This is a genomic window from Providencia sp. CIM-Carb-044, assembly GCF_033901115.1.
Lineage (GTDB): Bacteria > Pseudomonadota > Gammaproteobacteria > Enterobacterales > Enterobacteriaceae > Providencia > Providencia hangzhouensis.
In genome coordinates, this window is the sequence record NZ_JAXADV010000005.1 from 140,526 (window position 1) to 154,748 (window position 14,223).

13 protein-coding genes are annotated in these 14,223 nt (G+C 43.3%); 2 read left to right on the plus strand and 11 right to left on the minus strand.

Annotation, left to right across the window (positions count from 1 at the left end):
* Positions 1-22: 22 nt before the first annotated feature.
* The 7 genes from SJ312_RS12230 to SJ312_RS12260 form a co-directional block, all read right to left on the minus strand.
* Entirely contained in the window at positions 23-1,594 is a 1,572-nt protein-coding gene (locus SJ312_RS12230) for an ATP-binding cassette domain-containing protein (protein WP_319867831.1), read from the minus strand.
* A 353-nt stretch (positions 1,595-1,947) separates the two neighbouring features.
* Positions 1,948-3,453: a glycerol-3-phosphate dehydrogenase gene (gene glpD, locus SJ312_RS12235; RefSeq protein ID WP_004262885.1), complete on the minus strand. Its 1,506-nt coding sequence runs from the start codon at positions 3,451-3,453 to the stop codon at positions 1,948-1,950.
* A 293-nt stretch (positions 3,454-3,746) separates the two neighbouring features.
* Positions 3,747-4,505 (minus strand): DeoR/GlpR family transcriptional regulator, encoded by a 759-nt coding sequence (locus SJ312_RS12240; RefSeq protein ID WP_004262881.1) that lies wholly within the window; start codon positions 4,503-4,505, stop codon positions 3,747-3,749.
* A 28-nt stretch (positions 4,506-4,533) separates the two neighbouring features.
* Positions 4,534-5,379: a rhomboid family intramembrane serine protease GlpG gene (glpG, locus tag SJ312_RS12245; RefSeq protein ID WP_153673261.1), complete on the minus strand. Its 846-nt coding sequence runs from the start codon at positions 5,377-5,379 to the stop codon at positions 4,534-4,536.
* Positions 5,380-5,395: 16 nt separating this feature from the next.
* Positions 5,396-5,719, minus strand: coding sequence for a thiosulfate sulfurtransferase GlpE (gene glpE, locus SJ312_RS12250; protein WP_004262879.1), 324 nt, complete (start codon positions 5,717-5,719; stop codon positions 5,396-5,398).
* An 88-nt stretch (positions 5,720-5,807) separates the two neighbouring features.
* Positions 5,808-6,386: a Fe-S biogenesis protein NfuA gene (gene nfuA, locus SJ312_RS12255; protein WP_004266130.1), complete on the minus strand. Its 579-nt coding sequence runs from the start codon at positions 6,384-6,386 to the stop codon at positions 5,808-5,810.
* Positions 6,387-6,449: 63 nt separating this feature from the next.
* Entirely contained in the window at positions 6,450-7,133 is a 684-nt protein-coding gene (locus SJ312_RS12260) for a DNA utilization protein GntX (protein ID WP_272670302.1), read from the minus strand.
* 53 nt (positions 7,134-7,186) lie between these two features.
* Between SJ312_RS12260 and bioH the strand changes: the two genes are divergently transcribed.
* Positions 7,187-7,966 carry a pimeloyl-ACP methyl ester esterase BioH gene (gene bioH, locus SJ312_RS12265; RefSeq protein ID WP_036958605.1) on the plus strand — a complete coding sequence of 260 codons (780 nt, stop codon included), beginning with the start codon at positions 7,187-7,189 and terminating at the stop codon, positions 7,964-7,966.
* A gap of 48 nt (positions 7,967-8,014) precedes the next feature.
* On the opposite strand, the gene SJ312_RS12270 is transcribed toward bioH, so the two are convergent.
* From SJ312_RS12270 to SJ312_RS12285, 4 genes are all read right to left on the minus strand, one after another.
* The gene (locus SJ312_RS12270) at positions 8,015-8,248 is read right to left on the minus strand and encodes a FeoC-like transcriptional regulator (RefSeq protein ID WP_004262872.1); all 234 of its coding nucleotides are present in this window, start codon (positions 8,246-8,248) and stop codon (positions 8,015-8,017) included.
* Between the two features lie 11 nt (positions 8,249-8,259).
* The gene (gene feoB, locus SJ312_RS12275; RefSeq protein WP_153673259.1) at positions 8,260-10,578 is read right to left on the minus strand and encodes a Fe(2+) transporter permease subunit FeoB; all 2,319 of its coding nucleotides are present in this window, start codon (positions 10,576-10,578) and stop codon (positions 8,260-8,262) included.
* Positions 10,579-10,607: 29 nt separating this feature from the next.
* Positions 10,608-10,838 carry a ferrous iron transporter A gene (gene feoA / locus SJ312_RS12280; protein WP_004262866.1) on the minus strand — a complete coding sequence of 77 codons (231 nt, stop codon included), beginning with the start codon at positions 10,836-10,838 and terminating at the stop codon, positions 10,608-10,610.
* A gap of 339 nt (positions 10,839-11,177) precedes the next feature.
* A complete protein-coding gene (locus tag SJ312_RS12285) occupies positions 11,178-13,508 on the minus strand; it encodes a Tex family protein (RefSeq protein ID WP_110592687.1) in 2,331 nt (776 codons plus the stop codon).
* 168 nt (positions 13,509-13,676) lie between these two features.
* Here SJ312_RS12285 and greB point away from each other — a divergent pair, with 168 nt between their 5' ends.
* On the plus strand, positions 13,677-14,162 hold the full coding sequence (greB, locus tag SJ312_RS12290) for a transcription elongation factor GreB (RefSeq protein ID WP_004262861.1): 486 nt from the start codon (positions 13,677-13,679) through the stop codon (positions 14,160-14,162).
* Positions 14,163-14,223: the final 61 nt, after the last annotated feature.

The window sequence follows — 14,223 nt, forward strand, 5'->3', positions numbered from 1 at the left end:
TTGGCAGTGGCCTAGTAGACAGTTATTTATCAGAAAGATTTAGCGTATGGGTTATATTGCAGTTTGCAATAAAGGCGTCATCGTGAGAAACCAGTAAGAGTGTTCCTTGGTAGTCCTGCAATAGCGCTTCAAGTAGTTGTTTTGAATCCAAGTCTAAATGGTTATCCGGTTCATCGAGTAATAAAATAGCGGGTGGGTTCGGGCTATGCGTGAGCGCCAGTAGTGTTGCTTTTAACTGCTCACCACCACTGAGCTGCTGTAGTGGCAGTAATGATTTATCTCCTCGTATTCGCAGCATACCTAATTGCGTGCGCCACTGCTCTACAGTAAACAACGGTTGGTATTGATGAAGTGCTTCAGCGACAGGTAATGTCTTATCGAGTAAGTTGAGGTGTTGGTCTAAATAGCAAAATTCACCGCTTAGGCGGCACTCTCCTGAAGATGATGGCAATAGGCCAGCAAGCACTTTAAGTAGTGTTGACTTACCACAGCCATTACGCCCTTGAATATGCCAATGTTCTCCACTGTATATGGTGAATGAAAGTGGTGATGAATAACCGTAGGGCAAACGCAAGTCAGAAGCAAAAATTGTGACTTTATTACCTTCATTTTGATAGTTAATCGTCATTTTTTGCGGCTTGATATGGCGAGCTCTTTCTTGGTTTTCCTGTTGTTGGCTTTGCAGATTATCCATAACCCGTTGGTGCCGTTCTGCGACATTTGATTGCCTTTTCTCTGCACGGTTCTTTTGCATATCAAGTAGCAGTAAGGATTGCGACCCACCATAGCGAATTTTTTCCCCCTGTTTCTTGCGTTGAGCGGCTTTTTGTAATGTGGCCTGTTGCTGCTTTTTCTCTTGGTGAATACGTTTTTCTAAGCGCTCACTTTGTGCATCAATTGCGGCAATTTCCAAGTTTTTTTGGGTATCGTATAACGCATAATTTCCCCCATATTCGTGTAAGCCTTTTTCCGTTAATTCAAAAATAGCATCCATTTCGCCTAACAGAGTTCTGTTGTGAGAGATAACTAGGCAGCCAGCCCGATGCTCAGTAAGCTTTTGGCTGAGCCATTGCCGACTTTGCGTATCTAAATGGTTATCCGGCTCATCAAGTAGCAAAAAGTGATCTTGATGAAGAAATGCACGGCAAAGGGCTAGACGGGTACGTTCACCCCCACTTAAATGGGAGATAGGAGCTTCCATTGAGATAGCTAGCCCAGCAGAGTCCAATAAACTTTGCCATTGGGAAGGTAAATGCCATTTATCTTCCGTTAGTTCAAAATCTGCCAAAGAACTATTTCCTGCCTCAATGCGTGAAAATGCATGATAAAGTTCCTTGATGCCTAAGGCATCGACGAGTGTTTCGCCCGTTAGCCGAGTTAACTGCTCAACATAGATAAAGGGGAGGTTCCAATGTACATTCCCTTGTGTAGGGCGCAATTGGTTAGCAAGAATACGCATTAAAACCGATTTTCCTCTGCCATTATGGCCAATTAGAGCATTTTTTTGGCATGACAACGTCCCGCTTAGCGGTGGAAAAAGGGCGGTTTGGTTAAATTCAATATTGAGCTGTGAAAAGTGACAAGCTATCGTCATATGCACCTCCAAAATAATGAGGACAGACAACGTCGTTGACTTATCAAGAAGCGTCGATGAAAGCGGTTGCCTGCCAGGAACAGAAAAATGAATACCAAAAGGGTATTAGAAAATATTTTCTGGCAGTGCTTAGTTCATCGTGAGGCGTACCTGCGAAGTTGGGTGAGAAGTAAGGTCGCGTACATTATAAACAGATGGAATTGATTTGTGCAAATTATCGTGATTGGGGTTTTTCTGAAAGTCGTACAAACTAAAAATAGAAAAAACGGTTTAAAAATAGAAAAAGCCAGTCAACAATTGCAACTGGCCTTTTCCATTAACAACGAGATTTTATAACAACGAGATTTTTACGATTATGCAGAGGTGTGCTCTGACAACCCATTTTTTGCTAACCAATGAGCAATGTGCTGTTTTTCTTCTTCATTCAGCCACATACCCAATTTAGTACGACGCCAAATGGCATCATCCAATTCTGTTACCCACTCATGCTTGACTAAGTAACGTAATTCCGCTTCATAGACATTCGCAGAGAAGGCTTCACCGAGGTCGCTGAGTGAATTCGCGCCTTCAAGGATTAACTTACTGTTGCTACCGTAGGTTCTGGCAAAACGTAGCGCTAAGCCTTCAGGAAGCCATTGATAATGTTGACGTAATACACGTGCATAACCATCACGGTCACAACCTTCGATATCACCACCTGGTAACTGACCATTTTTAGTCCATGGGCTACCTGCATTTGGATAGTAAGTCGCTAACTTATTCACAGCAGCTTCCGCTAATTTACGGTAAGTGGTTAATTTACCGCCAAATACAGATAACAATGGCGCTTGGCCTTGTTCATCGTGAATATCCAATGTGTAATCACGAGTAATGGCTTGTGGTGAGTCTGATTCATCGTCGCACAGTGGGCGAACACCTGAATAGTCCCAAACAATATCACTCACGGTTAACTGTTTTTTGAAGTGATCGTTATACACTTTCAGTAAATAGTTAACTTCGTTTTCATCAATTTTGACGTCTTTCGGGTCGCCTTTGTATTCTACGTCAGTGGTGCCGATGATAGAAAATTCATCCATCCACGGGATAACAAATACAATACGGTTATCTTCATTTTGTAAGATGTACGCTTGTGGTTCATCATGAGCACGCGGAACGACAATATGGCTCCCTTTGATTAGGCGAATACCATAAGGTGATTTTAATTTCAGCCCATCATCAAAGAATTCTTTTACCCAAGGCCCTGTGGCGTTAACCAGCCCTTTTGCTTTCCATGTATGGGTTTCGCCTGTACGTAAGTCCTGAGCCTCAACAACCCATAAGCCGTTTTCACGGTAAGCGCGAGTCACTTTTGTGCGAGTACGAACCTCACCACTCTTGCGTACCACTTCTTGAGCGTTTAACACAACTAAACGCGCATCATCAACCCAACAATCGGAATATTCAAAACCTTTTGTTAGTTCAGGTTTTAGTACAGAGTTTTGGTTGAATTTCAGCCCCTTACTACTTGGTAAGCTGACACGTTTGCCTAAATGGTCATATAAGAATAGGCCAATACGGATCATCCAAGCTGGACGTAAATGAGGCTGATGAGGTAAGCGGAAGCGCATTGGGAAGGCAATATGCGGTGCTAATCGTAATAGCACTTCACGTTCTGCCAAAGCTTCGCTGACTAATCTAAATTCATAATGCTCTAAATAACGTAAGCCACCATGAATGAGTTTAGAACTCGCAGATGAAGTCGCACTTGCCAAGTCTTGAGCTTCGAGCAGTAATACCGATAATCCACGACCTGCAGCATCTGCTGCAATTCCAGCGCCGTTGATCCCGCCGCCGATGACAATCAAGTCTTTAGTTTCCATGCATCCCCCTGAGATGTTCGAAACACTTTCAATAATGTTCGTTTTCGCTCATTTGATTGTAGTCAAAATAGATAGTGATGCCAACTATTATTAATGAAAAAAATAACAACTGCGTGATATTGGTAACAATTTTTTTTCAATACCCACATATAAAGTATTGCTATTTACAAGAGGGAAAAGAGGGTTTCGCGCGAAAAAGAAAAAAACACCTGTAAGGTGGGGGACTATGGTGGGGAAGGGGACTAATGAACATGATGGTAGCTGGGACTACCATCATGAAGGTAACTATTTGATTAACAAAGCTCTAATTGAACATTATGTTGCTCAATCACTTTGAGAATGCTGTCTGGTGGCTGTTTATCAGTAAATAAATAGTCAATTAGGTTCATATTACCCAAATTAACCATCGCGTTACGACCAAATTTAGAATGGTCGGTGACAAGCATGACACAACGTGAATTTTCAATAATCGCGCGTTTGGTACGAACTTCGTGGTAATCGAACTCAAGTAATGAGCCATCCATATCAATACCACTGATGCCCAAAATGCCGTAATCTAACCTAAATTGGGAAATAAAATCGAGGGTCGCTTCACCGACAATACCGCCATCTCGTGATCGTACTTCACCTCCCGCTAAAATTAGGCGGAAGTCTTCTTTTGGCATCAGCAAGGTGGCGACGTTAAGATTATTGGTCACCACACGTAGGTTTTTATGGTTAACCAGCGCATGAGCAACCGCTTCAGGGGTTGTACCAATATCAATAAATAGTGTCGCACCATCAGGGATCTGGCTTGCAACATGCTGCGCGATACGCGCTTTTTCATCTGACCACATGATTTTACGGTCATTATAAGCTGCATTCACAGAACTTGAAGGCAGTGCTGCGCCACCGTGGTGCCGCTGAATTTTATTCTGTTCAGCGAGGTCATTGAGGTCTCGACGGATCGTTTGAGGGCTAACCTCAAAGTGTTCGACGAGTTCTTCAGTACTGACATATCCCTGAAGACGCACAAGCTCAACTATTGCATCATGTCTCTGGGTTTGTTTCACAGCGTTAGCCTCTAATTATTAAAATGTTTTATCTGGAGCTCTGGTGTTTAAAACTGTGCCTATTATCCCATACTCCCATCAATAAGCCGATAATTAACCCTGAAGTATGTGCGGCATTGGCAATATGCATACCTAAAACATCGAAGTAACCGAAAAAAAGCCAGATAATCGAGAATATCATTAACCCTCGAGGAACACTGATGCCACTTTCGGGACGACGTTCACCCGTTAACCACACATAGCTGACAAGGGCATAGACGACACCAGATAAGCCGCCAAAGTTGTTTTCACTAAACAGCGACTGCCCCCAGTTACTAAACAGCGCTGAGACCAGTAAGATAGTGAATAATTTACCCGTTCCGAGCTTTCGTTCTACTTGCCCAGCCAAAAACCACCAGAGCGCAAGGTTGAAACCAATATGTGATAGCGAAAAGTGCACCAATGCAGGACTAAACCAACGCCAAAGTTCCGTTTGTTGGTCGCCAATAGGCCATGCCAAATAACGTAGAACTTCTCGTGCATCAGTCATTTCTACCCAAAGATATACAACAATCGACAACAAAATAACAGCGATAGTTAAAGGGCCAGATTGCTCTTTAAGGTAACCCCAAGTTAGGTAATTGCGATATTGAAACTGGGTATCTGCGCTTCCCGTGTGCCAACTGGCTTCTAGGTAGCGAGGGTGATTTGGGTCTTGTAGAAAAATATCTAATTCTTTTTGGACTTGAGGTTGAAGTTGCTCATCTTCTAGCCAAAGATCAAAGACAGCTTGTTCCTGTGATGGCTTTATTTTTAAGTGGATATTTTTGCTAGCCATATAGTCAACAAAGGCTTGCGCCATTCTGGGATTAGCAAAGGAGGTGATGTGGATCATGAATGCGTTTTCTCATCTAGAGAGCCGTAACGGCTTGTGGATATTCCCTTAACCATGCTTCAAATCCACCATTGATGCTATATACAGATTCAAAGCCAATGTTGATCAGATATTGTGCAGCACCTTGGCTACTGTGCCCATGGTAGCACATCACCATAACAGGTTGTTCGTAATCCGTTTGTTCTAAAAATTGGCTCAGTGACTCATTGGTGAGGTGATAGGCTCCACTAGCATGGCCTGCACGGAAACTTTGTGGGTCTCGTACATCTACCAGTATGGCCGTGCCGTCTAACCAATGTTGATAGGCTTGTTCTGGTGTTAGTGTTTCAAAGTGGTCCATAAAATACCTAATACAGTAGGTAACAACCCATTAAAGGTTAAATAATAGGCACTCGTAAAAACAGAGTGCCAAATATTCGTGGTATTGATTAGTAGAAAGAGTGCTCGCCACGTTGGTGTTCAGTCAGGTCTTTAACGCCTTTTAGCTCACCTTCAAACATTTTGAGAAGTTCTTTTTCGATACCTTCTTTAAGTGTGACATCGACCATTGAACAACCGTTACAGCCGCCACCAAATTGCAGAATTGCAAAGCCTTCATCGGTGATTTCCATCAGGGAAACACGGCCACCGTGGCTGGCAAGTTGTGGGTTAATTTGTGACTGTAAAACATACTCAACACGCTCAATTAATGGTGCGTCATCAGAAACTTTACGCATTTTGGCGTTTGGCGCTTTTAACGTCAGTTGTGAGCCTAGTTGGTCGGTAACGAAGTCAATCTCGGCATCATCCAAGAATGGAGCGCTAATTTCATCAACATAAGCAGATAATTTCTCGAACTTTAGTTCTTTATCTGTTGCTTCAACGGCACCCGGAGGGCAGTATGACACACCGCATTCTGCGGTTGGTGTGCCTGGGTTGATAACAAAAACACGGATTTGAGTTCCTGGCTCTTGATTTTCCAACAACTTGGCAAAATGAGCCTGTGCTGCTTCAGTAATATTAATCATAATCATTTGCTCAATAATAGTTGACTGCTTTAGTTGGTTATAATACGCCCATTTACCCCTTTCCTACAAGGTGCGACACAGTGACCATGCATCAACAGTACGTGCTCCCGCACAAATCAACAATTGTGCTGCGGCATTCATCGTGGAACCTGTTGTAATAACATCATCAATAACAGCAACATGTAGGTTTGAAACCGAGTCGTTTAAGGTAAATGCTCCTTTTAGGTTGTTTTGGCGATACTCACGTTTTAGTGTTGTCTGTGCCAGTGTAGCACGACTACGCGATAATGAATTTTGCGAATAGGGGATATTTAACCATCTGGATAAATTTTCGCCTATTAATGCCATGTGGTCAAATCCTCTCCACCACAGACGGCGGTGATGCAATGGAATTGTGACAATTAAGTCCGGTTTGTGCCATTTTTGTTGGCGGTAGCCCGTGAGCCAAAATAACGCAAAAATTCGTGCTAGAGTAAAAGCAAGTTGAGGTTGTTTTTGAAATTTAAACCGATGGATTAACATGCGTAAAGCGGCTTGGTATGGGGTTACAGTGATAATTCTCTGCCATGCAGGAGGGGTTTTTAGGCAGCGTCCACACTCCATGGTAGGCTGTTCACAGGGTAAAGCACAGCGCAAACAGCAGGTTGGCATTTTAGGCAATCCTTCAAGACAAAAACTACAAACACCTTGATGAGGTAATTTTAGTGATTGATGGCATAGCCAGCAGCCCCCCTCCATTGTTAGCATAGTAGAGTCCTGTTAAACGAGTTGACGAATAAATGAATGAAGAGAGTGTAACGATGGCAAAGTTATATTGGCAGACCGTTGGTGAAGGTAAACAAGATCTTGTGTTGCTGCACGGATGGGGATTGAATGCACAAGTCTGGCAAACAATTATTCCGCGAATCGCTTCGCACTTTCGGGTTCATTTGGTTGACTTGCCGGGGTACGGACGTAGCCAAGGGTTCTCCCCCATGAATATTCAATCGATGGCGAATATTTTGTGGGAACAAGCTCCTAAAAACGCGATTTGGCTCGGTTGGTCACTTGGTGGGCTAGTTGCAAGCCGTATTGCGCTTGACCATCCTTATGAAGTCAAAGGGTTAATTACCGTTGCTTCTTCCCCATGTTTTAAAGCAGAAGAAAACGGTTGGGCAGGGATCCGTCCAGAGGTTTTATTAGGTTTCGAGCAGCAACTTTCGGCTGATTTTCATCGCACCGTCGAGCGTTTTTTAGCATTGCAAACTTTAGGCACTGAAAGTGCAAGAAATGATGCAAAAACTTTGAAATCTGTGGTACTTGAGCAGCCTATTCCAACTGTTGAAACACTAAATGCAGGGCTTGAATCATTACGTACCGAAGATTTGCGGGATGAATTAAAACAGTTACCTATTCCTTTCTTGCGCATTTATGGTTATCTCGATGGCTTGGTACCGCGCAAAATAGTGCCTATTTTAGATGAGCTGTATCCGAATTCGCCATCCGTGATTATGCGCAATAGCGCTCACGCGCCATTTATTTCTCATCCTGATGAGTTTTGCGAATACTTGTTGGATTTTCAAAGTCGTACCGAGGAATAAATAAAAAAAATCAGCCTAATTTGGGGCTGATTTTTTGTGGTGTCTCTATTATTTGATTTTATACACAAAATGAGCGCAATCAGTGCTTTCAGGGCAACCTTTACAGCTACTGCCTGTTAAACAAGCACTGATATCGACTTGTTCAATTTTTTCTAAACTGACTAGCTTCTCAACCATTGCTTTAATTAATGGGATTGGCGTATTTAGCTGCTCACTAAGTAGTGCGATGTCAGCTTGCCCATATAAGGCGATTAAATCTCTTATTTGTAGCAAGCTGGTCATCGTTTCATTCCTTAGTGGCAAGCATCTCTTGAACAGCCAGAGCATTGCTCTGCGGTTTTGCTCTTGATATTCAAGGTTACGCGGCTACGCATGCGACGTAAGAATATAAACAAGGCAAGGTTGAACAGGATAACCGCAGTAATGGTAATCAAGCTACTTTGTGGGTGTTCGCTGAAAGTCGCTGTTTGGTAAAATAGAGCTGCAAGACTATAAGCCACATTTAAACCCCACAGAATGGAGAAACTCATCCAGCTTTTATTGGTTTCACGTGCGATAGCCCCCATCACCGAGACGCAAGGCACATACAGCAAGACGAAGATGAGGTAGCTGTAAGCTGCAATTCCTGAACCAAATTTTGCAGCCATGGTTCCCATTGAGCCGGATTCCATCTCTCCATCGCCTTTACTAGCTTCGATAGGGTTTGATAGCGCGCTTAAGGTAAAGGTTTCTTTTAAGCTATCCCAAGTTTCAGAAACCGCATCTCCCAGTTCTTCCCATAAATTGAAAGATTCTGCATCAAACGGCTCAGATGTAATGGCTTCAGCGGTATACAGGGTGTTTAGTGTTCCCACTACCACCTCTTTGGCCATTGCCCCGGTAATCAACCCAACGGTCGCTTGCCAGTTATCAGCATGCACGCCAATAGGTTGTAAAGCAGGGGTTATGACTTTACTGACAGAAGCCAGTGCGGAGTCATTAATATTATCAACAGGCTTACCAGAGAAAGAAAAGCTATTTAATGCACCAATAAAGATACTGGCAACGATAATGACTTTACCTGCACGTACCACGAAGCCTTTGAGGCGTTGCCATGTTTGAATCAGTAGTGTTTTGATGTGTGGCACATGGTAAACCGGAAGTTCCATGATAAATGGAGAGGCTTCGCCACGCATGAGGGTATGTTTTAGTAGTAACCCAGTTAAGATAGCGACAACAATCCCTAAAATATAGAGAGAAAAGACCACACTTGCCCCATTTTTGCCAAAGAAAGCGGCAGCAAAAACGGCGAAAATGGCCAGTCTTGCCCCACAAGACATAAACGGAGCCATTAATACAGTAATTAGTCTTTCACGGGGTGCGTCTAACGTGCGGGCACCCATAATGGATGGTACGTTACAACCAAAACCGACAATCAAAGGTACGAAGGATTTACCCGGTAAACCTAGTGCTTGCATGAGGCGGTCCATTACGAAAGCCGCTCGCGCCATATAGCCCGAGTCTTCCAGTATTGAAAGGAACAGGTACATCATCCCGATTTGTGGCACTAACGGTAAAACCGTGTTAATACCGCCACCAACACCTTGAGCAAGGAAAATAGTTAGCCAATCAGGGAAGCTGAAATAATCTCCTAACCATTGAATTCCATGGATAAATATCGCTTCTGATGCGCCTTCAAAGAAGGGTTGTAAGGCGCCGCCAATGTTGATGGCTAAGACGAACATCAAATACATCACAAACAAGAAAATTGGTACGCCGAGCCAACGGCTCAGAATAAATTTATCCAGTGATTGTGTTAGTCGATTTGGTTCAGCGGCACTATTGTTAATCGCAGCATTGCAAATTGTGGCAATAGATTGATAACGTGCGTCGGCAATGAGTAATTCAGGTTCTTCGTTTAAGCTTTCTTTCAGTGTTTGGCGTATCGCCAGCAATTGCCCTTCAGATATTTCCGCGCGTTGGCGGCTATAAATATCCCCTTCGAGGATCTGCAATGCTAGCCAGCGGCGTTGCTGGTGGCTAAATTGTTGTGCTGAAATTTGTTCAGATAATGAATCTACAGCTTGCAATAACTCAGCTGGATATTCCACAAGGGCTTGCTGGCTATTTTGTGGATGTGTATCAATGGCTTTTTTCAGTTTATCGATACCAGTTGCTCGAGTTGAAACCATTGGGATCACAGGGCAGCCGAGCTGTTTTTCTAATTCAGCGATATTAATATCAATATGTTGGCTTTGAGCGATATCCAACATGTTCAAGGCGACAATACATGGAACGCCTAACTCGACTAATTGTAATGTCAGATAAAGGTTCCGTTCTAAATTAGACGCATCGACAACATTAATGAGCATGTCTGCCTCACCACTTAAAATAAAGTAGCAGGCGATTTGTTCGTCGAGAGAGGTTTGTTCGGAAATCGTGGTCAGAGAATAGGTGCCAGGTAGGTCAACGAGCTCGATTTTATGGTCATCTGTATGGAAGCGACCGACTTTTCGTTCAACAGTGACCCCAGCCCAGTTACCGACACGCTGTCTTGACCCTGTGAGCTGGTTGAATAAGGTCGTTTTGCCTGCATTGGGGTTACCAATTAAGCCGATGGTTAAACGTTTCATAGTGTTTGCCAATAATAAAAAAGAAATACTTAAGCGGTGGTCGCTTCATCTAGGTTGAGTAGGGCGAGATCCTTTTTGCGTAGCACTAAGCTGACACGATGAGTTTCTATTTGTACAGGATCGCCAAAAGGCGCTAAACGCACCACTTTAAAGACAGAACCCGGAAGTAAACCGAGCGAGAGCAGTTTTTGTCGGTATGCAGGACTGATTTCTGGGGAGAAACCAAGTATTTTGTAACTGCATTGAGGAAGTATTGCCATAGTGTCTTCCTAATCATTTAATTCATAATGATATCGATGACAATTGTTAATGATTACAATTGCTCAGGTAACGAGACCACCAAACAACAATAAATCTAATTAACAATGAGAATCATAATCATCCACCTTTTATTATATTTAGCCTCTTTTTTCGTCAATTTGACTTGATATGGATCAACGAAGCATTGAGTTTGCGGTGTTTCGTTAGCAAAAATAATGGTGGGATAAACGGGGGAGAGGGTTTAATTATGCCTAATATATTGGCTGGGGTAATTAATTACAGCATTATTTATTGAAATAGGCACCACAACAGGTACATTGCGATGCCTATTAACAGAGTTAACGTTTCTTGCCAAATGCAGCAGCAAGGGCATCACTCATGGCACTATTACCCGAAGATGCGTTGTTTTGGCGTGAACTTCCTCTTGATTGAAGTGTTTTACGCGTATTTTTTTCCTGTTCAGGGGCGGCACGGCGAGGAGAACTATTAGAATCCCCCGCTTGCTCATCTAAACGCATCGTTAAAGCGATACGTTTACGTGCAATATCAACATCTAACACTTTTACTTTAACAATGTCGCCCGCTTTTACCACCTTGTGTGGGTCTTCGACATAACTATTTGAAAGTGAAGAAATATGAACTAAACCGTCTTGGTGAACACCAATATCCACAAAAGCACCGAAGTTGGTCACATTAGTGACTGCGCCTTCTAATATCATGCCAGAAGTCAGGTCATTCATCGTTTCTACACCTTCTGCGAAGGTGGCAGTTTTAAACTCAGGACGTGGGTCGCGACCCGGTTTTTCCAGTTCTTTAATGATATCAGTGACAGTTGGAACCCCGAATTGCTCAGTAGTAAAGTCACGTGGGCTCAAGGCATTAAGCACCTGTGAGTTACCCATAATTTCTTTGAGCGGCTGGCGGACAGACTCAAGAATTTTTTCAACAATCGGGTAAGCTTCAGGGTGAACAGTAGAAGCATCTAACGGGTTTTCACCATTGGTGATACGTAAGAAGCCCGCACATTGTTCAAAGGCTTTTGGCCCAAGGCGTGCAACTTTGAGTAACTGTTTTCTATCACTAAACTGGCCATTCTGGTCGCGCCAGTCCACCACGTTTTGCGCAATCATTTTGCTTAAACCGGCAACGCGAGTCAGTAAGGCAACAGAAGCGGTATTCAAATCAACACCAACGGAGTTTACACAGTCCTCGACGACCGCATCGAGTTTACGCGCTAACTGAGTTTGGCTAACATCATGCTGATATTGGCCAACCCCAATGGATTTAGGGTCAATTTTCACTAATTCAGCAAGCGGGTCTTGTAGGCGACGAGCAATAGATACGGCACCACGTAAAGACACATCTAAGCTAGGAAACTCCAAAGCCGCAAGTTCAGAAGCGGAATAAACAGAAGCGCCAGCTTCGCTGACAATGACTTTCTGTGCAGTGACTTCAGGGTACTGTTTTTGTACTTCAGCAAAGAAACGTTCCGTTTCACGAGAAGCGGTGCCGTTACCAATCGCCACTAATTCGACGTTATGTTTTTGGCAAAGTGCCGCAACGATGGTTGCCGCTTTTGCAGCTTGTCCGGTGTGCGGATAAATCGTATCCGTCGCAATTAATTTACCTGTCGCATCCACAACTGCGACTTTTACCCCAGTACGTAAACCTGGATCTAAGCCCATGGTGGCACGCATTCCCGCTGGCGCCGCCATCAGTAAGTCACTAAGGTTACGAGCAAACACGTTAATAGCTTCCTCTTCAGCTTTTTCGCGCAGTGAGCTCATGACCTCTGTTTCTAAGTGCAGTAATACTTTGACACGCCATGTCCAGCTGATCACGGCTTTACGCCATTGGTCAGCCGGAGCATTATTTAAACGAATATCTAAATGGCGGGTGATAATTTCTTCGCAGTAACTTTCTTTTGGCGGTTCATCGAACTGCGGATCACAGTTTAATGAAAGTTGTAAAATTCCTTCGTTACGACCACGGAACATCGCAAGCGCTCGGTGAGAAGGGACTTGAGCAACAGGCTCGTGATGTTCAAAATAGTCACTAAATTTTACCCCTTCTTCTTGCTTACCTTCTGCAACAACAGAAACAAGGTGGGCATTTTTCCAAATATAGTCACGAACTTTCGCTAAAAGTGCCGCATCTTCGGCGAAACGCTCCATAAGGATATAACGAGCACCATCTAAGGCGGCTTTGACATCAGCAACACCTTTATCTGCATCGATATACGTTTTTGCAAGTTCGTCAGGTGATTGGCTAGGGTCATTCCATAAGGTGTCCGCTAAAGGCTCAAGCCCTGCTTCGATAGCAATTTGCCCACGGGTGCGACGTTTCGGTTTATAAGGAAGATACAGGTCTTCAAGTTCGGTTTTATTAAGCGTAGTGTCGATAGCGGAGGCAAGCTCTGGAGTCAATTTACCTTGCTCTTCTATCGATTTGAGAATGGTTTGTTTACGGTCATTTAATTCGCGCAAGTACCCTAAACGGCTTTCTAGCTGGCGAAGCTGAGTATCGTCCAACCCACCGGTAACCTCTTTACGGTAACGTGCAATAAACGGGACAGTATTCCCTTCATCTAATAGTGTGATGGCAGAAAAAACTTGTTTCGGCTGGGCTTGCAGTTCCGCTGCAATAATTTGGCTTAGAGTTTCATTCATGTCGAGTTTAAATACCTACTGAAAGAACAGTTAAAAAATTTACTGCACTGTTATACTTGGTGGTAACGAGAATTTCCAGACTGAATTTGAGCCTATTGGTAGGAAAGTCTCAGATTATGTTCTATAAAATACTATAATTATGGTTTCACTGATTAATATTCAAAGGTTATGACTAAAAGTCTTTTAATTACACGTGAAGGTTGGGATGCATTAGATAAAGAGCTGAAATACCTGTGGAAGGAAGAACGTCCTCGGGTTACTCAATCTGTTTCAGAGGCCGCAGCTCAAGGGGATCGCTCAGAAAATGCAGAATATATTTACGGCAAAAAAAGGTTGCGCGAAATTGATAGACGCATCCGTTTCTTATCCAAAAGATTGGATCAATTAAGGATTATCGAGCCTGATCCTCGCCAAGAAGGCCGTGTGTTTTTTGGAGCATGGGTTAAACTAGAAGATGAAAATGAAAATATCAGAATATTCCGTATCGTCGGTGCTGATGAATTCAACCCTACAAAACAATGGATTTCAATTGATTCTCCCGTAGCACGAGCCTTGATAGGTAAACAGGTTGATGATGAAATAACAGTAAATACGCCAGGAGGGCAGGTGACTTATTTTGTGTTAGAAATAAGCTACCAGCCACTAACCACCTGAAGTGTAAAATGATTCATTAAATCCTACGTTAGTGGTAAATTAGTGAGCATTAATATTGTTT

Coding starts and splice junctions, on each gene's coding strand:
- SJ312_RS12230 (WP_319867831.1), bottom strand. CDS start 1,594: ATGACGATAGCTTGTCACTTTTCACAGCTCAATATTGAATTTAACCAA.
- glpD (WP_004262885.1), bottom strand. CDS start 3,453: ATGGAAACTAAAGACTTGATTGTCATCGGCGGCGGGATCAACGGCGCT.
- glpG (WP_153673261.1), bottom strand. CDS start 5,379: ATGATCCACATCACCTCCTTTGCTAATCCCAGAATGGCGCAAGCCTTT.
- glpE (WP_004262879.1), bottom strand. CDS start 5,719: ATGGACCACTTTGAAACACTAACACCAGAACAAGCCTATCAACATTGG.
- nfuA (WP_004266130.1), bottom strand. CDS start 6,386: ATGATTAATATTACTGAAGCAGCACAGGCTCATTTTGCCAAGTTGTTG.
- SJ312_RS12260 (WP_272670302.1), bottom strand. CDS start 7,133: ATGCTAACAATGGAGGGGGGCTGCTGGCTATGCCATCAATCACTAAAA.
- bioH (WP_036958605.1), top strand. CDS start 7,187: ATGGCAAAGTTATATTGGCAGACCGTTGGTGAAGGTAAACAAGATCTT.
- SJ312_RS12270 (WP_004262872.1), bottom strand. CDS start 8,248: ATGACCAGCTTGCTACAAATAAGAGATTTAATCGCCTTATATGGGCAA.
- feoB (WP_153673259.1), bottom strand. CDS start 10,578: ATGAAACGTTTAACCATCGGCTTAATTGGTAACCCCAATGCAGGCAAA.
- feoA (WP_004262866.1), bottom strand. CDS start 10,838: ATGGCAATACTTCCTCAATGCAGTTACAAAATACTTGGTTTCTCCCCA.
- SJ312_RS12285 (WP_110592687.1), bottom strand. CDS start 13,508: ATGAATGAAACTCTAAGCCAAATTATTGCAGCGGAACTGCAAGCCCAG.
- greB (WP_004262861.1), top strand. CDS start 13,677: ATGACTAAAAGTCTTTTAATTACACGTGAAGGTTGGGATGCATTAGAT.